This window comes from Brevibacillus laterosporus DSM 25 (genome assembly GCF_002706795.1).
GTDB lineage: Bacteria > Bacillota > Bacilli > Brevibacillales > Brevibacillaceae > Brevibacillus_B > Brevibacillus_B laterosporus.
This window is the reverse complement of record NZ_CP017705.1, coordinates 4,734,594-4,757,624: the sequence shown is the minus strand read 5'-3', so window position 1 is coordinate 4,757,624 and position 23,031 is coordinate 4,734,594. Positions and strand designations below refer to the sequence as shown.

The window sequence follows — 23,031 nt, the reverse complement described above, 5'->3', positions numbered from 1 at the left end:
ATTAAGCTATGTGAATGAAACGTAGAAATCATGTAAAAAGAGTCGTGCTTTAGTAGCGACTCTTTTTACGTTCAGATCGACGTGAGATTGGGTTTTTTAACTGTGTACAATGATGGATCGAGACTTGGGAAGGTCATAGGCTTTTTTCTGCATTTCCGCTCATTTCTACGCACAAAAGAAAGTATTTTTTGAAATGTAGGTACACGCCGTGCTCTCAATAAATGTTGTTCCATAGAATGTTTAACATGTCAAAAAGAAAAGAGGATACCTGTGGGAATTGGAAAAATGAGAAAGCATAGGGAAATGTTACAGCATTCCATAATGCGGCACCATTTACCTGAAACACACTGGCTTACACATCAAAATGCTTTGCAGATGCTCAAATCATATTCGACTATCTTTATTAAACCCGATCACGGTAGCGGAGGTTCTGGGATAATTAGAGCTAAAAGAATAAAAAACGGTTATGAGGTTCGATGTGGTTCTAAACAGACTCACGCCGGTTCAGGCTCGCTGTATAAGACGATTCAGTCTTATTGCCAACCATCTAAGCGGTACCTTGTGCAGAGAGGAATCCATTTAGCACCTTACAATGGCTCGATTTTTGATATCAGAATCTACATGCAGAAACCGAAAAAAAAGTGGATTATTTCCGGTATGGTTGCCCGTGTGGCAGCTCCGAATCTTTTTGTTACTAATTATCAAAAAGGAGGTTTTGGGGTACAGCTCAATCAGGTTCTATTGAACCTCTTTGCAGATAGAGAAAAAGTAAATAGTATACGAAAAAAAATAACAAATCTATCCTATCTAATTGCTCGAACGATGAGCAAACATCATCCGTTTCGTGAATTGGGAATTGATATTGGAATCGAGAAAAGTGGCCGGATTTGGATTATTGAAGCTAATTCGAAGCCTGGTCATAAGCTGTTCACTCAACTTGCTGACAAAACTTCGTTGCGTAAAATTAAGAAAAACAAGCGTTTAATTAAAAGAGAAAAACTCCAAATCAAAAAACAACGACAACAAAGAATCTAAACATGATATAGTAACACATAAAATACTAGGGGCGAGATTGAGTTATAAATTAATCACTATTTATGTCATTCGACAGTAGAAATGCTGGCTAGTGACAAAAAATAGATGAACAAAAACGAAAAGTGATTATCCCATATCTATAAGGTTTTAGCCGAAAAAGGTATACGGGTTTGTGCCATAGTTTTGGACACAACCTGTATACCTTTCTGATTTTGGACACAAACCTTATATACCATCGTAGCACTTCTAATAAAGGAGCGGTAGAATTAATATATAATGATAGAGTTAGGAAGGAGACATTAGGAAATAACGAATTCCTTACATAAGGTTCCAATGCTTTCAATTGAAGTGAAAGAACATTGTAAAAATCAAGTAAACGTGAGAGGAGCAAAAGGATGCAGGGTTCATTTCGTTTTATAACTGATACGGCCACAATGTGTGTTTACGATCTCGGAGAGCTGCAACACCGCTTGGATGATACGCCAGACTGGTGGTCGATTCCGGAAGACGAGCTTGCAGAAGTGAATGCGGGTAACTGCTTATTTTTTAATCTGAGTCAAGACGGGGTCTATGAAGTCAATTGGATAAAAGCGGATGAGGACTTGGAGGCTGGTGGGCCTATGACAGAAGTGCTGTACTTTCGTGTGTCCGTCGGCAGCGTATTTGTGGGAGCCGCAGATGATGTAACGGGAGGCAGTCTGGAGCCGGACCATACGTGCGAGGGAGTTATTATAGAACTAGAGCCTGGCAGTTATGCTTGTATGGCGCAGAGAGAAGGAAACCAAATCAGGTTGGCTTTAAGCAGAAGCGAAACAGACACTAATAGACGGGAAGACTTGGTTCGAATGTAAAGATTACTCTAGCAGGTATCTGGGACTTCTACCTGAATCAAAAAGATAAACGATCAGCCATCCGAAATCGTATCCCTGACTGCAAAAGCTAGAACACCACTACATAAAGAAAGGAAGAACATATACAGAGTGAATATTTTTAAACAATTTGGCGACGCTATTGAAAATGGTATTTTTTTACAGGAAGAGCTGCGAAAAGCTCATGCATTTATTCAAGAATACAATTTACCCATAGAAATGGTAGAAAACAACCTACATAAACAAATCATCTTAATGGAAATTTATGCAGGAACCCGCTTCTTTCAGAAGGGATTGGCCAAATATAAAACCGTGAACATCCTGTTGATGACTCTCTCTGTTATCGTAATGCTACTAACAGGTATTATCGCCGGACTGGAGTATCTGAAGCCGGAGCTAGGCGTGGTCGATTTCTTATTAACATTTATGTTTACACATTTTAATTTGTCGATAACTTTAATTAGTATTGTGTTTGCTGCAGTAATCATATTGCCCATCATAAGATCTTATTACGCCAAAGCACTGCATGGCAAGGTGTTAAATCAAGCATGGCAAGCGGTTTGGCAACATGTAACTGTTGAACATTAATATTTAAAGATTTCATTGAATCATGACTTTAATATTCAGGACGTAACACGCTATAATTTAATCGAACTAATTCATCATAAAGCCTTTACCAAGCAGTAAAAAAGAAATCAATGCATACACCTTAAGTGGAATGACTATCTTGCGAGAGCTTGAGTCTATTGGCCATTTTACTCTAAGGTGTATTTTTGTGTTTTGCAGTTGTTGCTCATTCGTTCTATCTCAAAAAATCACAATAAAACATAAAAAAAGTCAGCTTTTACGATGCTGAAGAAAACTTAGTTGATACCGACTCCAAGGTTGTTACTTCTTGGAGCCCACCGAAACGAAAATAGGTCAATCGAATTTGAGGGAAGGATAGGTAAAGGACATCAAATAGTCTCAATGATATTAAAAGCATTTAGGAAAGGGGGGCTAGGATCATGAAAATTCGAGGATTTCAAGTTGCCGATATTAACCAGATTATTTCACTTTTTTATGATACAGTACACTTCGTAAACGCAAGAGATTATTCACTAGAGCAACTTAATGCATGGGCACCAAAAAATGAAAAAGCTGTTAAATTGGTAAACTGGAAGAATTCCTTACGTAATAACATCACTTATATTGCCGAAATAAACGATAAAATTGTCGGTTTTAGTGACATGACTTATCATGGACATCTGGATAGACTTTACACTCATAAGGATTTTCAGGGACAAGGAATAGCTACTACTTTGGTGAATATGATTGAATCTGAAGCAAACAGACTAGGGATTTCGGAAATTCATACAGAAGCAAGTATTACAGCTAAACCATTTTTTGAGCGTCAAGGATACCAGATAATTGAGTCTCAAATCGTTGAACGTAGTGGCATTACATTAATTAATTTTAAGATGACCAAAAGGTTGGTAGGACATATTTGATCAAAATAAAGTCTGACACAAACATATATACCAAATGATTGTTTCAAACCAATAATAAATTGGCGTGGTGACAGTTCATAAAGAAGTACAAATACCCATTGAAGGGGTAGATTTTAAATGCTAATATAGCAATATGGCTATATGGTAATTATAAAGGAGGTATTTATTCAAATGGATCTAACCCAACTTTCTTCGGCCTTAAAAGCATTAGGTGATCCAACCCGACTTAAAATCATTGCCTTATTAAATCAAAGGGATTGTTGCGTATGTGAATTAGTCCCGATCTTCGGTATTTCTCAACCATCGATTTCTAGGCACATGAGTCGTCTAAAGAACGAGAATTTAGTAAATGAAACACGGAAAGGTCAATGGGTCTTCTACTCTTTGAATCGTCCAACTATGGAGGAGATTGGATTATCCCTTGCACAGCTACCAGATTGCACCTCAGATTTTGATAAATTGAAAGAGGCAAACCTACAGATTACTTGTGATTAAACCCTCTACTCAAAAAACGTAAGGGAGATGTAACAATGAGTAATGAGGAGAACAAACGTCTTTCGTTTTTAGATCGATACTTAACAATTTGGATTTTTCTAGCTATGGGGATTGGAGTCGGCCTTGGATTTATCTCTCCACAGTTTGTTACTGGGTTAAATAGTTTACAAATAGGAACAACATCCGTTCCCCTTGCTATAGGTCTCATTTTGATGATGTATCCGCCTCTAGCAAAGGTTCGTTATGAGGAAATGGGGCGTATCTTTAAGGATACGAAGGTACTTATTTTGTCTCTAGTACAAAACTGGATAATCGGTCCATTATTAATGTTTGGTTTAGCCATCTTATTCCTATCGGATAAACCGGAGTATATGATAGGGCTTATCATGATTGGTTTGGCACGTTGTATTGCTATGGTTATAGTTTGGAATGATCTTGCAAAAGGAGATACGGAATATGCTGCTGGATTAGTGGCTTTTAATTCAGTTTTCCAAATGCTTTTCTTCTCAGTGTATGCCTATCTATTTGTAACTGTCATTCCAGAATGGTTGGGGATAGAAGGTGCAGTTGTTTCGATCACTATGGTTGAAGTAGCGAAGTCCGTCATGGTTTATCTAGGAATTCCATTTCTTGCAGGGATGCTCACACGTTTTACTCTCGTAAAAGTAAAAGGGCGTCACTGGTATGAAAAAGAGTTTATCCCTAAAATTAGTCCCATCACCCTGATTGCCTTACTCTTCACCATTATCGTGATGTTTTCTCTAAAAGGCGATGCCATTATCAGTTTACCACTCGATGTAGTTCGTATTGCAATCCCATTATTAATTTATTTTGTACTGATGTTCTTTATTTCTTTCTTTATGGGAAAGAAAATTGGAGCAAGCTACCCAGTTACAACAACACTTGCTTTTACGGCAGGTAGCAATAACTTTGAACTTGCGATCGCTGTAGCAGTAGGAGTGTTTGGTATCCACTCCGGTGCTGCCTTTGCAGCAGTTATTGGTCCATTAGTTGAAGTCCCAGTCATGATTGCACTAGTCAATGTGGCCTTCTGGTTTAAACGAAAATATTATTCGGAACAGCAGAAAACGTAAAGGAAGGGTTAACTCGTGAACAAAAACGATAAAAAAATTATCTACTTCTTGTGTACAGGGAACTCATGCCGTAGCCAGATGGCAGAAGGATGGGCTAAAAAATATCTAGGGGAACACTGGAAGGTTTATTCTGCTGGTATTGAAGCCCACGGCATAAATCTTCATGCAGTCAAAGCCATGAAAGAAGTGGACATTGACATTTCCAATCAAACTTCCGATGTTATTGATCCTTGGATTTTACAAAATGCAGACCTTGTTGTAACTCTCTGTGGACACGCGAATGATGTATGCCCAGTTACACCAAAGGAGAAGGAACGTGTACACTGGGGATTTGATGATCCAGCCAAAGCAAAAGGTACGAATGAAGAGAAATGGATTATAGTTCAACGTGTCCGAGATGAGATAGGAGAACGTGTGAAACTCTTTGCTGAGACTGGTAAATAGTACTTTTCTTATACAAATTACGCTTATTAGGAGGGTTTCAGATGAATGAAGTAAACAAAGATCAAATTAGACAGTCAGTTCGTGAGAACTATAAGAAAGTGGTTCTAAGTGTAACAGATAACGCTGCTAGTTGTTGTGGTTCAACAACCTGTTGTGGATCAGATTCAGATGTGTCTCTTCGATTTGGTTATTCATTAGAAGAAATCAAATCTGTTCCAGATGGTTCAAATCTAGGATTAGGTTGTGGAAATCCACAAACCATTGCTGGATTAAAAGAAGGAGAAGTAGTCGTTGATCTGGGAAGTGGAGGAGGATTTGATTGTTTTTTAGCCTCCAAACAAGTAGGAGAAAAAGGGAAAGTTATCGGTGTAGACATGACACCAGAAATGATCTCGAAAGCACGTTCAAATGCGTACAACAATCAATACACAAATGTGGAATTTAGACTTGGAGAGATTGAAAATTTACCAGTTGCCAACAATTCTGTAGACGTAATTATGTCGAATTGTGTTATCAATTTATCTCCTGATAAAAGAAGAGTATTCCATGAAGCATTTCGAGTACTAAAATCAAGAGGAAGATTAGCTATTTCAGACATTGTTTTAACAAATGATTTACCTGATGATATCCGTAAGGATATCGAGTTATATACGGGTTGCATATCTGGATCATCTCCGATAAATGAACTAGAAGCATACTTAGCTGATGCAGGCTTTATAAAAATACAGATTAATCCAAAAGATGAATCAAAAGAATTTTTAAAGAATTGGGTTCCAGGTAAGAATATAGAAGATTATATTGTATCTGCTGTTATTAAAGCTATTAAGCCTTAATCTATAAAAACTTATCATATAGGGCATATCTGGTCAAAATAAAGTGTGACACAAACATATATACTATATCAATTTTTGGTATACATGTTTGTGTCACAAAATGTAAAAGTACAGGAAGTATACATGTTTGTGTCATTCGACAAGAAATGAAAGAAATTTGCAACTTTTTAAAAATCCCTATTTTCAGTTCTTAAAACAGCCATTTCATGAACTGAAATAAAGTAATGAAATTCATTCGTTTTACAGACATATATATCCCTGACTTCTCCAATTCATATTTCCAGTGTTAATATGAGCCAGATTAGACTTACTCATTGTTTTTTGTTTACTGAAGCTTCATATCCATTTATCTTATCGTATTTAGTATTTCCATCTCCAATTCTGAAGTAAACACATTGTAGAAACATTACTCAGTACCATTATACTCGTAGATGGTTCTATCAACTTTATATACGATGCATAAATCGGTAAATTCCTCCATAATGAAATACAAATAAATCGTGAGAAGTTAATTCTGCAATATTCCAACCATATTCATAATAATTGCTGGTTTTTTAACATCAAAGTTATCTGAAAGCAAACTTCTCATCTTCAATAGAAATCATCAACGTTACGGATAGATGAGATTTCTTTTTTTGTTTTATTTGTTTACATAATATATATTATCGGACTCTATAAAACAAACAAAAAATAACCAACCCGCTTTTGAGTTTTACATAGTAGCAGCGAGTTGGTTTGGTTATGGTTTATAGTTAACAATCAGAATCCTCGGCTAATGATTTTTTATTCTTAGTCTGATGTATTAGCAAAAAATATTTTTACTATTGGCTTCTTCGTTTTTATCCTTATCGTCCTCTTGTTCTTTTTTTCTTGTTTTTCCTGATGAAATTCAACATTGGTCTGACTAGTAATTTTATCGAACGGTGTATAGTAGGTTCCCACGTCTTATTTATTCACGATACGTTTGTACATTACGATCCCGATCAATAGGATCAAAATACGCCCTTTTCTTTCACTGAATCAAGTAGTTCGTTAGCTATTTTTTGGGTATAGTTAGTTACCATTTAAGAGGAAATTCTTTTTGGACTAAAAGAGCTAGACTCATGTGATCTACTTCGTCTTTTGTTAGCATCTTGTTCTGGAATTGGAGGAATCAGCTTTTCTACACACAAAGCTAATTTAATCTCGAATGAAAGTTTTGTTCGCTTAATCTCCTTATTTTGTAAGCACATACGCTTTTATTTTTCAAGTTCATTAAAGTCTTACATGTAATTCCCGATATATAAATTACAGGATATCCCTACCCTGCCTTACATATTTGTAATTTTTATGTAGTATGAATCGATTCTTTGTATTTGCTATTTATTTTAAGATAAAATATATCCTACCTTTTAGCCTACAACGTATAACCTGAAAGCTCTACTACACATAACAGAAATGTATATAAATAAAAGATATAAGATTAGGAGGAATATACAAAATAATGTTAACATTATACTTAGAAAAAGGAATTCTTCGCTGTATCCAACTTGCTAAACTAATAACAAGTGAAAATAGGTGGTTTACAATCTCAGAGCTAGTCCAAAAATTAGGAGGCTCAAATCAAACGATCCGGAAAGACATTTCATTCATAAAAGAAGTGTTACCACCAAATTGGGAGCTAACCTGTCAAAAAGGTAGAGGAATTCAATTAACAAAACCAACAAGCTCTTCAAATAATGAACTGTGTTGCTTGTTATATAGACGATCGGTTGCTTTTGAAATTTTTGAAGAGCTGCTACAAGGTAATGTAAAGGCAGTCTGTCATTTGACTGAAAAATTATTTTTACAACCCCGCTCTGTCTACTCTCATCTTAAAAAAATACAGAAGCATATCCAGCTATACGGATTGCATTTAGAGACGAAACCTTTGAGGATTGTTGGTAATGAAGCACAAATCCTTTTAATGTTTTATGATCTTTACTTACATGCATACTCAGATAATGAATGGCCCTTTACTGAAATACAACAAGAAGTAATTCTTCAGTATATCCGTCATTTCGAAAATCTGGCAGGAGTAAATTTCCACCAAAGTTCTAGGCGAAAATTATCTTTCTATCTAACCATTTTCTTTAAACGAAAGCTTCAGGGTCATGTAGTAGAGTTAGAAACGTGTAAAATAGATGCTTATGTTAATACAAGTATCTATCAGAAGGTGTCCTTAATAGGTGAAAAATTATCCAATGAACTCAATATTTCTTTAACCATTGATGACACCGTGCTGATAACCATTGCTATTAATGCTTCTCGATTTACGTTTAAAGATATAAATCTAGCTAAACAAACGTTTCTCCAATATTTCAAAGAAGGAAAAATAGCTAGCTATCAATACGCTAAGGATTTTATCATCATGTTAGAACAAGAAACCAGACAACACTTAACGGATAATGAAGAATTCATATTTGACATTTGTAATTATTTAAGAAGAATTCCTTATCGATTTCAGCGCTTATCCATGATCAAAAGACCAGAAAAAATAACAACAAAATATATTAAAGAAAAGTATGGGGTAACGTTTGAACAGGTAAAAATAGCTTTTGATACTTTTGTTAAAAAATACGGGTTGGCCAGTAATGCTTATGAGGAAGAAGTTGCAAAGGTTACCCTACGTATAGAGGCCTCTAACATGTTGGCTTCAACTGCTCATAAGAAGGCATTGCTTGTTATTGCAGAAGGAGATAGCTGGAAGGCTTACATAAGAGCTGCACTAGTACAACGATTTGGTGGAAAGCTTCAGTGTGTTCAAAAAGATATCAATGACTTCACAAAAGACGAATTAGTAACTATGGGTATCGATTTGATTATTACGACAACCCCTCTGGAAATCGAAGGTATATCAACCATCTGTATAAACCCGATTATTTCCCAAAGTGATATTGATAACATAAGGGACTTTATAGACGACTGTTCATAACCTGAAGTTTCTCCTTTATCCCCTATCTCAATTCATACTTATACACCCTATAAAGATGCATGTGTGCAGTTATACAATGCCTTCTTAGTCAACCGCTTCTATCATGACTTACTTTCGTCAACTCATCGGACTTTATCGTTTGTTTCTTCCGTATTGATTCCCCCTAGATGAGCTTGTATGGTTCGCAATCTGGAAGTTAACAAGCTCCTCTAGGGGGTTTTAAATTGTACATTTTTATACCATTACTTATAAAAACAACATTTGTTAAAAATAGTTTTTGCTATAGTGAACAGCTACGTGTCTCTGGTACGATTTACTTGTAAGAAAAATTCTCAATTAAAGGAGGATTAAAAAGAATCGTATCAACTTTGGGAATAAGGTGAATAAACTTTAACAACCTTCAAGAGTCTTACATTATTTCAAACCTTCATTTTTCCAGAATAATCTAGTGACTAAAAATGCTCACTCGATCAAATTACTGATCCAAAACAGGAGCATCTATGGAGGTTTTATTATGAAGAAAAAACTTATTGCAGCTACCGCAGTATTGACTCTCGCAGTAACTGGACTAGAAGCAGTCATACCCGTTAATGCCCTAGCTTCTGATCACGTAAAAAATTATGTATTGCAAGAGCATATAGAATCGAAAGTATTTGATTTAGAATCATTGCTTTTGAAGCATACAAAAAACGACATTTCCCTCTCCGCTCTAAGCACTTCTACTGGAACGGTACTAAATCTAGATACCTTGAAAGCAGATGTAGTCTTTGGTGAGCAAGAAGTCATTGCCGATTCATTAAAGAAAAAAACGAACTTTAAGACAGCGAATGTATTTATAAATGAAGATCCTGAGCCTCAAGCGTTCCCAACGAGAGAAATATCAGAAAATGTATCAGATACTCACTCTAAAATGATTACACAAGGCTTTAAAGCAGGAGCAAGCGTGAAGGCAGGCTTCGACCTAGGTTTTACCAAGGGAGACGTTACACTGAACACTGAGTACAATAAAAGTGATCAGGAAGGCAATACAACAGTCAAATCCAAAACGATTAAGTACCCATCGCAAACCATTACAGCTCCGGCGAAATCCGTAGTAGTATTAGAATATAGTCTAGAAGAGAATAAAGCGAAAGCTTACACGGACGTCAACGCCGTATTAGCAGGAGACTATGAGAAAAAGTATTTCTTTATCCCTGCCCATAAATTTATTCCTGATCCACTTGGTATTGGCATATTGACTGACCTAATAGAGACTGGTGATATTAAACCGGAAAAGGAAAAAACACAGAGATTTAACTTATATGATGAATTAGCTAATAACGATTTACTTAAAGATGACGATCCGGTTACACTAGATGAAAAGAATAAAAAAGTAATTTTAAATGGCAAAATATTAACAGATTCATCTGTATATAGTGATAGATTTATTATTAAAAAGAAAACATACTCCCTTGAGGAATATGAGCAGCTCCAGAAAAACGGAAAAAGTGGAAGAAGTAAGAGGGATGTTTCTAGCTTAAATGCTTCTAAAAAGGACTTTTCTGCTTTGACTCCGATCGATGAAGAAACATATACCGTTGAAGGCATCGTAACTGAAAAATAAGCTAGTGAAATCAAAAAAGTAATGATCCTCGCTCCCTGCATGTAGTCTCTAAATGTAAAGAGGGTTCATACCCAGTAGCCGTATGAGCCCTCTTTATTACATCTTCTATCCAAGTGTATCCTTTATCTGCGAAATAGCTGTTTTACGTCTACAATGTTATATGTTTGTGTCGCTTGAAAGCCTGTCCCCTTCTCTCCTGCTCTTTCGAAGCCTATACTACCATGTCGTGTTAACAATCATAAGAATAAAAACGATCGATAAATAATTAATAGAGATAATAAAATTCGTTTTCGCCCAATTTTCATCATCTTTTACATATAGTCCCCTCAGGGTGTGAACCAACCAAATCACTCCACCCAAAACTGAAACTGCCAGGAATATGACACCTACGTAGCCATAATAAAACATGAGTATAGCAGCTGGGATCAGCAACAGAACATAGGGAATCATTTGTAATTTCGTACGTTTGATCCCCTTTACGACCGGTAGTAGCGGAAATCCTGCTGCTCGGTACTCTTCTACTCTCCGAATACCAAGCGACCAGAAATGGGCAGGCTGCCAGAAGAATAAAAGAGCAAACAAGAGCCAAGCACCTATGTCAACTTGATTTGTTACTGCACAATAGCCGATTACAGGTGGCATAGCACCAGAAATACCACCGATCGATGTACTCCAGGTCGAGCTTCGCTTTAGCCACATCGTATAAATTACAATATAAACAAACCAGCCAAGAAGGGCCATCCAACCTGCAACAGCATTAACCAACGTGAATAACAAGCCAGTTCCAAGAATACCGAGCAATATTCCATAGCTGAGAGCAAAGCTAGGCTTTAAGCGATCAGTTGCCATCACGCGGTTTTTCGTCCGTTCCATCTTCTGATCAAGCTCGCGATCCCAGTAATTATTAGTGACGCAGGCCGATGCAATCATAAGCGTAGAGCCTATTAGCACCCAAACCAGATCTAGCCAGTCTACGCTCCATTTGGATGCTACCCAGAAACCAGCTACAACCGCAAATACATTAAGCAGAAGGAGCCGTGGTTTTGTCAATGCAATCATATCCTTAAACACGAAGTAAACCTCCTGAAATAAGACAAGGTGTCAAAATTACACCTAAGAATATTTTTAATAACGGAAAATTTCACTAAATTTATACCAATTACAATATCATACATAAAAGTAGTAGTAATTACAACAGAGCCTCTCTTTTGTTCATTATTACGCCACTTGGAATATAACAATCGGTACGAAAATAATAGGTCTTTTCACAAAAAAATCTTTCCTTATAGCCTAATTGGCTAGTCAGGAAAGATATCTTTTGTCTATAAGCTTAGATTTTTAGTACGTACAGATATGTGCTTGTTGGACCGAACGGGATACACCTTTCGATTGTCAGCCCCGCTTTTTGGAAGGTAAGATCATATTCCTCTTTTGTCGGGATATCTACATCCATAAATGCATGAACTAACTCAAATCCTACATTAAAAATTGGTAGTCTTTCTTTCAGATAAGAAATAGGTGTTCGTAACGTATCTGAAATTAGGAAATATTTAACTTTCGGAAAAACATTCCGAAGTCTATCAAAGAGAGTTTCTCTAATCTCCACTATATTAAAAAGATCATGCATCATCATAAAACTAGTAACTACCTCTACTTCCTTTAGTAATTCTATATCCTTATGAGATGGGTTCATATCCAAAATGTTACCATGAAGAAGAGTAATACGGTTAGATAAGCCGTGTTGTTCTACATTTTGTCGAGCCAAACCAATAGCATCAGAGCTGATATCTATACCAATTCCTTGCCTTTCTGGGGAATGTTTTAGCATGTTGATTAATTTTCTTCCATTCCCACAACCGAAATCACAGATAGATTGGAATGGCAAGCTATCCAAAACCTCTGATAATAGGTTTTCTAGTATATTACTATTCATTAAATCTGAACCAAGTGCAACCTTGGCTTCATCTCGGAGCCCAGACCATTCTTGCTCTCCCGTATGCAAGTCCCCTAATCTACGGAGCATATCACCATAGGCACCAACGCTCCAAATGATATATCCAATCTGTTTTCGCATCTCCTCACCAAGTAAAGTTAGCTGAATGAATTCGTCCTGATAGTTGTTGATATAACCTAGGACCTCTCCAACCTGCAATAATGCTTTAAGCCGTCCTATCTCACTTCCCGTCTGAAGAGCGATATCCGCTATTGAGACTTTATGGTTGCTTACTATGTCTAATAATCCTATTTGGTGATAAGCATATAATACATTTGCCCCTAGATAATGGTTAAAAAGCGTTTTGGGATCATGTGATACTTTAGTTTGGTCTAGTACCAAATTCATCTGATCTCCCACCATTTTATTAATTTTGACCTTTCAAAATTGTAGCTATGACTCGTGCGTTTTCGGTCAAATGTGTAGGATCAATAAGCATATTCATATGTTCACCCGATCCTTTGTGCACATAAACCTGATTGATAGTGGAATTTTCCCAAGACTGAATATCGTCTCTTGTAGTCTCATTAGAAGTGATGATATGAATGTTCGCAGACAGAACGCCTTCATTGATCACTTTATTGGTATAGTCGTAATATTCCTTAATCAGATCGATGTTTTGATCTGCCACGGTGCGAATACTTTCACCCAAATGCTGTGCCATTAGGTTTACTAGTGCCTCTGCTTCTGATTGAATTTTTTGGATATCCAATTGTAAAGCTTCTACTCTTAGGGGAGCATCGACTATGATCAAATCGCTTACAGGTAGACCGTGTTCTTCTAATTTTTTAGCTACTTCAAAAGCCAGGTTACCTCCAGCTGAATACCCTAATACCACATACGGTCCTTCTGATTGAGCTTCTTTTATATAATGTACATACTGCTCAATTCGATCTGCCCCTCTAATAAAATCAAAAGCGTGTAGAATACAACCTGATAATTTTTGATGTAGGGCCTTATAAAGTACACCCTGACCTGTCATTGGTGGGAAACAAATGACTTCCTTTGTATGATCTGTATTGTCACGGAAGGAAATAAATGGTTTCTTTTGCACTAAACCCTTTTCGAGCAATTGAGCCATTTGTCGTACGGTTGGATATTCAAAGACATTTCGAAGTAAAAGTTCAACCTGGAACGTCTCTTTGATTTTGTCCACCAATTCAGCCGTCTTCAAGGAATGGCCACCCAGATCAAAAAAGTTTCCCACAACGCTTACTTGCTTAAGATTAAGCACTTGTCCCCAAATCCTTGCCAACTTACTCTCCCACTCATTCTTTGGAGGTACATACTCAATCATATGTTGTGAGAAGCTCTCCTCGGGTGCTGGTAAAAGATCTCGATTGATTTTACCATTCGTTGTTTTTGGGAGAGAATCCACAAAAATATAATAAGCCGGTACCATATAATCTGGCAGCTTTTGTTGCAAATAGGTGCGTAGTTCCGCGGAAGATATTTCCTGCCCTTCTTCAATCACTATATATGAAACAAGACGATCCTTATTCGTTGTATCGCTATGAACACTCACCTTAGCTTGATTAACGCTAGGGTGTTGAACTAAGACATTTCCAATTTCATCGAGTTCAATCCGATATCCTCTAATTTTTATTTGATTGTCTCGGCGTCCAAGATATTCTATTGTACCATCCACCAAAAAGCGCCCAAGATCTCCTGTTCGATATAAACGTGCTGACTGATCTTGCGCAAATCGATGGTGAACAAATTTAGCCGCTGTTAATTCAGGTTGATTCATATATCCTCTGGCTACTCCGACGCCACCAACATAGATCTCCCCTTTAATCCCAATTGGAACAGGGTTGAGAGAATCATCCAGTATATAAACCTGCATATTGGCAAACGGACGCCCTACTTGACCTGGTAGGCTCTCTTGTGTACATAAATGCACGATACTAATAATAGAAGTCTCCGTTTGACCATAGCCATTATATAGTTTGCGTGGTCCCTTACTCCATTCGGCCATGTCAACTGTGCAAAGCTCACCTGCGCTTAACACCGTCTGCAAGGATTCTGGTAGCTCATCTGGGTTAAGCGTTGCTAGAACAGAAGGTGTAATAAACATAGTCGTAATCTGATTTTCATGTAAAAATGCAAGAAGATTCTTCCCTCCCGCTCTTACATCTGGACTCGTTAGGCATAATGTAGCCCCTGCACATAGAGAGGAAAATATTTCGTGAGCTGACGCATCAAAACTGATAGAAAAAAATTGGATAAGCTTACTATCTGAAGTAATTTCGAATGTGTTAATGGTGTCTTCCGTTATATTACATAAACCCTGATGCTCAATCATGACACCTTTTGGGTCTCCAGTAGAGCCAGATGTATAGATAACATAAGCAAGACTGTGAGCATTTGCTTGTGTTGGAAGATTTTGAATATCCTCACATGCAATCGCTTCTTGTTCGTTATCTAGACAAATACACTCCCTTCCTTCCTTGCTCATCAATTCATTTAAATGTTGGCTTGTAAGGACGATTTGAAGACCAGAGTCCTGTAGGATATGTCGAACTCTTTCTATTGGATAGATAGGATCAATCGGAATATACGCCCCTCCTGCTTTTAAAATCCCAAGCACACCAACAATCATTTCAATTGAACGTTCCATATACATACCGACGAGCGTTTCACGTTCTACTCCTCTTTTTTTCAATAGATGAGCCACTTGATTAGCACGTTTGTTTAACTCCTCATAGGTAATGACTTGATCATTATGCTTGAGAGCAATTTGATCTGGTGTTTTCTCCACTTGGGCTTCAAATAATTCATGAATGCATGCATTATCAGAGAATGGCTGATTGGTGCTATTCCAGTCAATAAGTAACTGTCGTTCTTCTCCTTCTGTTAACATAGCCAAATCACTAATAGAGGAATGTGGGTTTTCTAAGATAGCATGAAGCAAGCGATGCCAATGCTCACGCATCCGCTCAATCGTGTCTTTACGGAACAAATCAGGTGAATATTCAAAAAAACCTTCCAGTCCTTTTTCGGTTTCAGAAAAACCTGCTGTAATATCATACTTTGCTGTTTCAGCATCAATCATTTCGAATTCTACTGTAAGATCTGGCAACTGTAATTTTTCTTCTGGTACATCGACATACACGAATATAGCTTGAACTAACGGGTTGCGACTGACATCCATGGGTACTTTCAATTCATCAATTAATAAACCGATTGGCATATCCTGATGCTTGTATACCGCGAGAGCCGTTTCCCTTACACTATGTAATAATTGGATAAACGTCATATCTTTAGACATTCGAGTGCGGAGTGTACCCATCGTTAGGAAATACCCCATTACATCCTCCATCTCAACTCGGCTACGATTGGCAAGTGGAGTACCAACCAAAATGTCTGATTGACCTGTATATCTATATAAAAGCAATTTAAAGGCAGCAAGTATAATCATGAAAGCAGACGCATTCTCTTTTTGTCCGATCGCTTTTAGGCCATTTAATACTTCGAGTGGTGTTTGAATAAAGCATCTGGCACCACGGTAGGTAATAGCTGGTGGACGAGGAAAATCAGTACTGATATCCAAAACATAATCACAGTCCGCGAGCTGCTCTCTCCAAAATGTTAGTAATTTCTCTTTGGTCTCACCTTCAAAATAATTTCGTTGCCATTCAGCATAATCTGCATATTGGATGGGAAGCTCTGATAGCTGTACGGGTATACCTGTAAGCACCGCCTGATAATGCAAAGATAGTTCTTTGAAAAAAATGGAGAAAGTAATACGGTCGATTACAATATGATGAACAGTCATGACTAACATCGATTCTGAATTGCTTACGTGAAACAGTTTGAAGCGGATCAGCGGACCTTTTTTCAAATCAAAAAGGCGCTGTACCTCTTCTTTCATCTGTCTCTGTACTTCTTCATCCCGAATCTCATCTGGAACAAGACGAAGATCAACCTCTGGAACAGAGATCTGGAGTTCTGGCAAGACAATTTGACGTGCTTGTCCATCCACACTGTCAAACACGGTACGCCATGCTTCATGACGCTTTACAATCTCATTGATGCTCTTCTCTAAAGCCCAGTGATGCACAGTGCCTGTTAATTTAGCCGCACCATAAACGTTATAGGTGTGACTTTCTGGATGCATTCGATTGAAGAACCACAAGCGTTCCTGATCATAAGTAAGTGGACTCGCATTCGAGTGCCCACGAGGATTAATCATTTCTTTATTGATACCGATTTTGTTCACGTCTACATTTTTCTTCTTCAATTGCTTTTCTAGTAATTCACGTTGTTTGTCAGAAAGTAAATTGATACGGTCCGTCAAGCTTTTCATAAGGACAGCTCCTTTTGATTAAATGATTTTTTTAGATCAGTCAACATTCTAATGCTATTCATGATCGTCTCGTTATCTATACCGAAGTCCACTAAGCAGGCCACCTCATCCACACCAATATCAATGAGAGTCTCGATCAGCTTTTTACATTTGTCATGGCTTCCAAATAATGCACTTTCTTGAAAATAAGACTCAAAAGCATGATTTACAATGACATCGAAATCAGAGGCAGACATGGATGAATAATCTGTAAGAATATTCTTCTGTTGTTTCATAAAGGTTTTTAAATATTCCTTCATCGGCTTCTCCACCTTCACCTTGACCTCTTCATCACTTGTTCCTAAGCAAGTATGGAGCATCACAGCTACTTTGCGAGATTCGGGTAAAAAACCACTTTGGGACAAAGTCTTACGATATAAATCAATTTTCGCTTCTAAATCTGCTAAATCTCCACCCGTAATTCCTGTGAGAATATTAGCTCCAATTTGGGCCGCACGCTGATAGGTTTCTGGACTTCCGTTCGTCGCTATCCAAATATCTAGTTCATTTTGCAACGGTCTAGGGAGAGTACGTATTTCGTGAACAATTCCATTGACATCTGTAAAAGGAATCTGCTCACCAGCCCATAGCCTCTTTACCAATTCTATAGAGTTGAACATCCCGTCTTTTCTAGATTCGTAGTAATCAGTAGCTTGTACAGGGGCAATCAAAAAATCAGCAGGATGCCATCCCGTAGCAAATGCAACTGAAACACGCCCCTTTGAAAGATTGTCCACCACAGACCATTCCTCTACAAAGCGAATTGGGTGATGTAATGGTAGTACTACGCTTCCTGCCCTAAGCTCAATACGTTCTGTAATCGTAGCTAGAGCGGCGCTTAACACCGAAGGATTTGGATATAACCCTCCAAAATCCTCAAAATGTCGCTCTGGTGTCCAAACTGCTGCAAACCCATTCTGATCAGCAAAAGCTGTGGTCTCCAAAAGTAAGGAGTATTTATTCTGATCCTGAGTAGAACCATCACCTGAGAAAAAGAAGAGACTAAATTCCATCTTATCCATATTTCTTTTTCTCTTTGGTACAAAGCTGCTAGAAGCGCCATTTCGATTTTTCGCTTCCTGCTTAGATAATCCCGCAGGAAAAGGAGTTTGGATACCCTTTTGTTTGAGGCGTTGTTCAAGTAAAACCCGTTGTTCAGGAGAAAGTGCTGCTAATCGTTTGTCTAACTCGTTCATCATTTGTTCTCTCCTTTATACCTCGCTAACAAGTTTATGTGATAGTTCCTCTGGTGACATCTTTTCTATTTCACTCAACATACGCTCGATTTCATCCATCTCCTCTTGTCCGATCTGAGACGTCGTTATCGCTTGAGCTAACTCTACAATAGATGGAAATTGGAAAAGAATATCCATCGGAATATCGTTATGGAACGTATTTCGCAAACGTGTAACAAGCTGAATGGATAATAGAGAGTTACCACCTAGTTCAAAAAAGTTAGCCTCAATACTGATTGCAGAAACACCAAATAACTCTTGCCAAATGTCAGCTATTTTCTTCTCCGTCTCATCACGTGGTGCGATATAGGCATCACCTTCTTGATTGTGATTTCGATCAGCACGGTGAGACTGAGCATTTGTTTGTAAGGAATCGTATTGAATCAATTCATGAATCGCAGAATGAATGTCTTGCGTAGAAACAATCACTTGAGAGTAGTCGCTTGTAAGAAGACGGTTCAAGACCTGTGCGCCTTCACTGGCTGTGATTCCGTATTTTTCTTGCAATTGTTCCATATGCATCTGCATTTCTGACGACATCCCTGTCTGACTATGAATCCAATTATCGTTTTTCCACATTCCCCAGTTAATTGCAATAGTAGGAATACCTTTTGCAGTATGATATCTAGCGAATGTATCCAAAAAGACATTTGCTACACAATTGTCCATCTGACCTACACCGCCTGTTAGAGAAAATGTACGCGAGAATAGGAGCATAAATTCAATATTCATTTGACCTATGATCTTTTCAAGGACGAGTGTGCCGTACACCTGCTGTGAAATGTTTTGATAGCAAGAATCTTTACTTTTTAATGGAATGAAACCAGAACCAAGTCGCTCTGCAGCAAAAACGATACCTGCAATCCTTCCCACGTTGTCTTCCGCTAAACGAATCACTCGTCTCATTGCCTCTTCATTTGTCAGATCAGCAGAATAATAAAGTAATTTTTCGCATTTTTGCGTAAGGAGAAGGAGTCTTCTGATTTTGTTCGCAATCTCATCATCTGCATCATGGGCTTGCAGGTAGCTATCCCATTGATCAACTGCTGGAAAACCAGGATCACCTATTAAAACCAGGGAAGCTTTTACTGATTTGGCTATCTCTTCACTTACTGACAACCCTATTTCCTGAGTCACACCTGTAATAAGATATACTCCTTCATCACGGAAAGAAGGCGAATATGTACGGTACTTCTCCTTTGACAGCCTTATTTGTTCAAATTTTTGAATAAATCGGTGGGTACCGCGAATAGCGACCATAAAATCGGATGTAGCACTCAAAATCTCATCAAACACTTGTTTTAGTAATCGATCTGATGTTTTGGAAGACATATCTGTCAGTTGAACGTCAATGCAGCGCGTTTTTATCTGCTGATATTCTTGTGATATAACACGTAGAGGTCCTAATATGGTTGATCGTATTGGAAGATGGATCTCCTCATTGGCTATTTCTTGTAGGTTATTTGAAAGAGCAATGATTTCTATTCTTTGCTGTAATGTATACATTCCTAATTGTTTAGCAATGTACATCATGCTATATAAACCATAATGCTCTAACTGTTCATCTTCCTGTCCTGGTTCTTGCTTGTCTATAGGCTGAATGCTCCACATGTGAACGATTTTGTCTGGCATAAAATCGTGCATATCCAATGTTGTAAACAGCTCATGATAAGATTCTTCACTTCTGATATCGATGGTATAAGCGTTCTCGCCAATTTTAGAAAACTCTCGCCCAGGAACCACAGTCACTACTTTAAACCCAAGCTTTTCAGCGTGCTCTCCTACTCGTTTCCCTAGCCCTTGCTCGTCTTGAAAAATCAACCATCTTTGATTTATATCAAAGGTTTCCTCGTCTTCGATAGACCAAGCTCTGCTCGATTGATTCCACACCGGAATATAGAACCAATCAGCCATATCCCTTCTCTTTTGATCCAATGTATCGAGTTGATTACTTGTTGGTTTCTCCTTTTTCTCTAGGAAGTAGGTCTTTCTTTCAAAAGGATAGGTTGGAAGATGAATACGACGAGCATTTTCATGATTCCCTAAAGCATAACGATTCATCTCTACTCCATGGCACCACAAGTACCCCACCGCTAATCGTATACTAGCCACATCCGATTGTTCCTTTTTCGCAGATGGCAACGTAGTGATGGTAAATGATTGCTGAGCCTGTTGTGCTTCTCTATGCTGACGAACGAGGGAGACAAGCGACTGGCCCGGTCCTACTTCAACAAAAATACAATTGGACTCCTCCATCAGAGTGCGAACTCCTGTAGAGAAATGAACGGTTTCTCGAAGATGTCTTTGCCAATAAAGAGGGTCTGTTGCCTGCGCAGAGGTAATTTTTTCACCAGTAATGTTAGAAATATATGGAATCAGCGGTTCATGGAAGGTCATATTCAGTAACGATTCATAAAACTCTCCTAACATTGGCTCCATCATCATCGAATGGTAAGCGTGAGAGGTAATCAACCGTTTATAAGTAATACCCTTTGCTTCCATCAATTGCTCTACGCTAAGAATATCTTCATATGTACCCGCAATGACAGTAGATATCGGACTATTCACAGCTGCTACACAAAGCCCCCCACCATGTTCTTGCAATAATTCACGAGCCTGTAATTCTCCTAGTGCTACCGCTAGCATTGCACCTTTATTCATCTTTTGCATCAAGCTACCTCGTTTTGAAACCATGCACAGAGCGTCTTCCAATGACATTACGCTGGCAAGGCAAGCTGCGACGTACTCACCTATACTGTGACCGATCATAGCATGTGGACGAACACCCCATGATTCCATCAATTTAGCTAAAGCGTATTCGATGATAAAAAGGGCTGGTTGGGCATAGATCGTTTGGTTTAATTGCTCTTTAACTTGTTCTTCCAGCTCCTCAGTTGGATACATCAGCTCACGAATATCAATACCAATGTGATTCTTTACTCGCTCAGCACAATAATCCACTTGTTCTCTAAATATTCTCTCAGTCTCATATAGGTCTCGCCCCATATTCACATACTGTGAGCCTTGACCGGAAAACATGAATACGATAAAGGGGCTTGGGAGCGTTCTTCCTTCTACGATCAGCTCCTTTGGGCTACCCTGATAGTGAACGGAAGGAATATACTCGTCTCGTAAAGTCATTTTCGCGGATGTAGTATCATGAGCAATCACAGCACTTCGATGGGAAAATTCTTTTCTTCCTGCTTGTAGCGTATATGCTACATCCCCTAGATTTACTTCTGGATTTTTGTCCAAAAAATCTGCTAGATTTGCTTTTGCCTGATGAAGAGCAGTCTGTGTCTTGGCAGAAAGAGGTAATACTTTCCACTCGGTAGGTGCATCCTCTTCTCTCTTAGCATACACAGGCGCCTCTTCTAGGATCACATGTACATTTGTGCCTCCTATACCAAACGAGCTAACTCCTGCACGACGAGGATGATCACCTGTCTTCCACTCTGTAAGCTTGGTGTTTACATAAAAGGGGCTTTGTTCAAAGTCAATCTGCCGATTCGATTCAGAAAAATGAAGGCTTGGAGGAATTTGTTTATTTGAAAGTGCCAGCACTGTTTTAATTAAACCCGTCACTCCAGATGCGTTATCAAGATGTCCGATATTGGTTTTTACAGACCCAATCGCACAAAAGCCTGTCTTGGTCGTATGCTCAGAGTATGCTTCTGTCAGTGCCGCTATTTCAATCGGGTCTCCAAGTATTGTTCCTGTTCCATGTGCCTCTATGTAGCTAATCGTTTCTGGATTAACATCAGCAATGGTAAGAGCATCTTTGATTACCTCTGCTTGATAAGCAATGCTTGGAGCAGTATAGCCCACTTTCTGCTTACCATCATTATTAATAGCTGTTCCCTTCACGACTCCGAGGATATGATCATTGTCAGCCAAAGCGTCCTCTAATCGTTTAAGCAAGACAACTCCAACCCCATTGCCGATTACTGTTCCTTGTGCTTTAGAATCAAAGGCACGACAATGACCATCTGGAGACAAAATACTGCCTTCTTGAAATTCGTGATTATTGCTTTGATCTGCCTTAACGGATACTCCACCAGCCAAAGCCATGTCACATTCGTATGTCAACAAGCTTTGGCATGCCATATGTACGCTTACCAAGGAACTAGAGCAAGCTGTCTGCACCGCTATACTAGGGCCTGTTAAGTCTAGCTTGTATGATACACGCGTGGAAAGAAAATCAGGTTGTGTACCAAGCATGATCTGATAGCCTCCAAGGGCATCTACAATTTCGGGGTGACTATGTACATGGTCTAAATACCCGGATTGCCCACTGCCTGCATAAACCGCAATTCTCCCACTATATTTCGCCGGATCATATCCTGCCTGTTCCAAGGCCTCATAAGCAGTTTCGAGGAACAAGCGTTGTTGAGGGTCTGTGACTTCTGCTTCCCGTGGAGTCATTTCAAAAAATGCTGCATCGAATTCGGCCATATTTTCCAAAATTCCCATTGCTGGGATCTTTTTTTCACTTTTTGGCTTAAAGAAATGAATTGATTCTTTCCCTTGGCGAAGGTTATGCCAAAACTCTTCTATATTTCTAGCACCTGGAAATCTCCCTGACATACCGATAATGGCAACTGAGGATTGCATATCCTCGCTTATCAACTCATGCATC

General features: G+C 38.4%; 15 protein-coding genes. 10 read left to right on the top strand and 5 right to left on the bottom strand.

Features of this window, described 5'->3' with window-relative positions:
- The first annotated feature begins 270 nt into the window (after positions 1–270).
- The 10 genes from BrL25_RS22540 to BrL25_RS22490 all read left to right on the top strand — a co-directional run bounded on the left by BrL25_RS22540 (position 271) and on the right by BrL25_RS22490 (position 10,816).
- On the top strand, positions 271–1,035 hold the full coding sequence (locus BrL25_RS22540) for a YheC/YheD family protein (protein WP_018673031.1): 765 nt from the start codon (positions 271–273) through the stop codon (positions 1,033–1,035).
- A gap of 395 nt (positions 1,036–1,430) precedes the next feature.
- Positions 1,431–1,886, top strand: a complete 456-nt coding sequence (locus BrL25_RS22535; protein WP_018673030.1) for a DUF6386 family protein — start codon at positions 1,431–1,433, stop codon at positions 1,884–1,886.
- 129 nt (positions 1,887–2,015) lie between these two features.
- The gene (locus BrL25_RS22530; protein ID WP_018673029.1) at positions 2,016–2,492 is read left to right on the top strand and encodes a DUF6097 family protein; all 477 of its coding nucleotides are present in this window, start codon (positions 2,016–2,018) and stop codon (positions 2,490–2,492) included.
- Between the two features lie 419 nt (positions 2,493–2,911).
- Entirely contained in the window at positions 2,912–3,394 is a 483-nt protein-coding gene (locus BrL25_RS22525; protein WP_018673028.1) for a GNAT family N-acetyltransferase, read from the top strand.
- 171 nt (positions 3,395–3,565) lie between these two features.
- Positions 3,566–3,889 carry an ArsR/SmtB family transcription factor gene (locus BrL25_RS22520; RefSeq protein WP_018673027.1) on the top strand — a complete coding sequence of 108 codons (324 nt, stop codon included), beginning with the start codon at positions 3,566–3,568 and terminating at the stop codon, positions 3,887–3,889.
- Between the two features lie 35 nt (positions 3,890–3,924).
- The gene (gene arsB, locus BrL25_RS22515) at positions 3,925–4,983 is read left to right on the top strand and encodes an ACR3 family arsenite efflux transporter (protein ID WP_018673026.1); all 1,059 of its coding nucleotides are present in this window, start codon (positions 3,925–3,927) and stop codon (positions 4,981–4,983) included.
- A gap of 78 nt (positions 4,984–5,061) precedes the next feature.
- A complete protein-coding gene (arsC, locus tag BrL25_RS22510) occupies positions 5,062–5,427 on the top strand; it encodes an arsenate reductase (thioredoxin) (RefSeq protein WP_051088607.1) in 366 nt (121 codons plus the stop codon).
- A 41-nt stretch (positions 5,428–5,468) separates the two neighbouring features.
- Complete coding sequence (locus BrL25_RS22505) at positions 5,469–6,260, top strand: arsenite methyltransferase (RefSeq protein ID WP_018673024.1); 792 nt, start codon at positions 5,469–5,471, stop codon at positions 6,258–6,260.
- A 1,483-nt stretch (positions 6,261–7,743) separates the two neighbouring features.
- Positions 7,744–9,213 carry a BglG family transcription antiterminator gene (locus BrL25_RS22495; protein WP_018673023.1) on the top strand — a complete coding sequence of 490 codons (1,470 nt, stop codon included), beginning with the start codon at positions 7,744–7,746 and terminating at the stop codon, positions 9,211–9,213.
- A 514-nt stretch (positions 9,214–9,727) separates the two neighbouring features.
- Positions 9,728–10,816, top strand: coding sequence for an ETX/MTX2 family pore-forming toxin (locus tag BrL25_RS22490; protein ID WP_018673022.1), 1,089 nt, complete (start codon positions 9,728–9,730; stop codon positions 10,814–10,816).
- 216 nt (positions 10,817–11,032) lie between these two features.
- Here BrL25_RS22490 and cyoE read toward each other — a convergent pair whose 3' ends face one another.
- From cyoE to BrL25_RS22465, 5 genes are all read right to left on the bottom strand, one after another.
- Positions 11,033–11,887 carry a heme o synthase gene (gene cyoE, locus BrL25_RS22485; protein ID WP_018673021.1) on the bottom strand — a complete coding sequence of 285 codons (855 nt, stop codon included), beginning with the start codon at positions 11,885–11,887 and terminating at the stop codon, positions 11,033–11,035.
- Between the two features lie 259 nt (positions 11,888–12,146).
- Complete coding sequence (locus BrL25_RS22480; RefSeq protein WP_018673020.1) at positions 12,147–13,157, bottom strand: class I SAM-dependent methyltransferase; 1,011 nt, start codon at positions 13,155–13,157, stop codon at positions 12,147–12,149.
- A gap of 19 nt (positions 13,158–13,176) precedes the next feature.
- Positions 13,177–17,118, bottom strand: coding sequence for a non-ribosomal peptide synthetase (locus tag BrL25_RS22475; RefSeq protein ID WP_018673019.1), 3,942 nt, complete (start codon positions 17,116–17,118; stop codon positions 13,177–13,179).
- Positions 17,115–18,353, bottom strand: coding sequence for a MupA/Atu3671 family FMN-dependent luciferase-like monooxygenase (locus tag BrL25_RS22470; protein ID WP_018673018.1), 1,239 nt, complete (start codon positions 18,351–18,353; stop codon positions 17,115–17,117). Before BrL25_RS22470 ends, BrL25_RS22475 begins: the two co-directional genes overlap by 4 nt.
- A 15-nt stretch (positions 18,354–18,368) precedes the next feature.
- Positions 18,369–23,030 (bottom strand): type I polyketide synthase, encoded by a 4,662-nt coding sequence (locus tag BrL25_RS22465; RefSeq protein ID WP_018673017.1) that lies wholly within the window; start codon positions 23,028–23,030, stop codon positions 18,369–18,371.
- Between the last annotated feature and the right edge of the window lies 1 nt (position 23,031).

Excerpts from the sequence above, each read along its gene's own strand:
- arsB (WP_018673026.1), top strand. The coding sequence starts at position 3,925 with ATGAGTAATGAGGAGAACAAACGTCTTTCGTTTTTAGATCGATACTTA.
- BrL25_RS22535 (WP_018673030.1), top strand. The coding sequence starts at position 1,431 with ATGCAGGGTTCATTTCGTTTTATAACTGATACGGCCACAATGTGTGTT.
- BrL25_RS22520 (WP_018673027.1), top strand. The coding sequence starts at position 3,566 with ATGGATCTAACCCAACTTTCTTCGGCCTTAAAAGCATTAGGTGATCCA.
- BrL25_RS22465 (WP_018673017.1), bottom strand. The coding sequence starts at position 23,030 with ATGCATGAGTTGATAAGCGAGGATATGCAATCCTCAGTTGCCATTATC.
- BrL25_RS22490 (WP_018673022.1), top strand. The coding sequence starts at position 9,728 with ATGAAGAAAAAACTTATTGCAGCTACCGCAGTATTGACTCTCGCAGTA.
- BrL25_RS22475 (WP_018673019.1), bottom strand. The coding sequence starts at position 17,118 with ATGAAAAGCTTGACGGACCGTATCAATTTACTTTCTGACAAACAACGT.
- BrL25_RS22505 (WP_018673024.1), top strand. The coding sequence starts at position 5,469 with ATGAATGAAGTAAACAAAGATCAAATTAGACAGTCAGTTCGTGAGAAC.
- BrL25_RS22495 (WP_018673023.1), top strand. The coding sequence starts at position 7,744 with ATGTTAACATTATACTTAGAAAAAGGAATTCTTCGCTGTATCCAACTT.
- BrL25_RS22470 (WP_018673018.1), bottom strand. The coding sequence starts at position 18,353 with ATGAACGAGTTAGACAAACGATTAGCAGCACTTTCTCCTGAACAACGG.
- BrL25_RS22480 (WP_018673020.1), bottom strand. The coding sequence starts at position 13,157 with ATGAATTTGGTACTAGACCAAACTAAAGTATCACATGATCCCAAAACG.
- arsC (WP_051088607.1), top strand. The coding sequence starts at position 5,062 with ATGGCAGAAGGATGGGCTAAAAAATATCTAGGGGAACACTGGAAGGTT.
- BrL25_RS22525 (WP_018673028.1), top strand. The coding sequence starts at position 2,912 with ATGAAAATTCGAGGATTTCAAGTTGCCGATATTAACCAGATTATTTCA.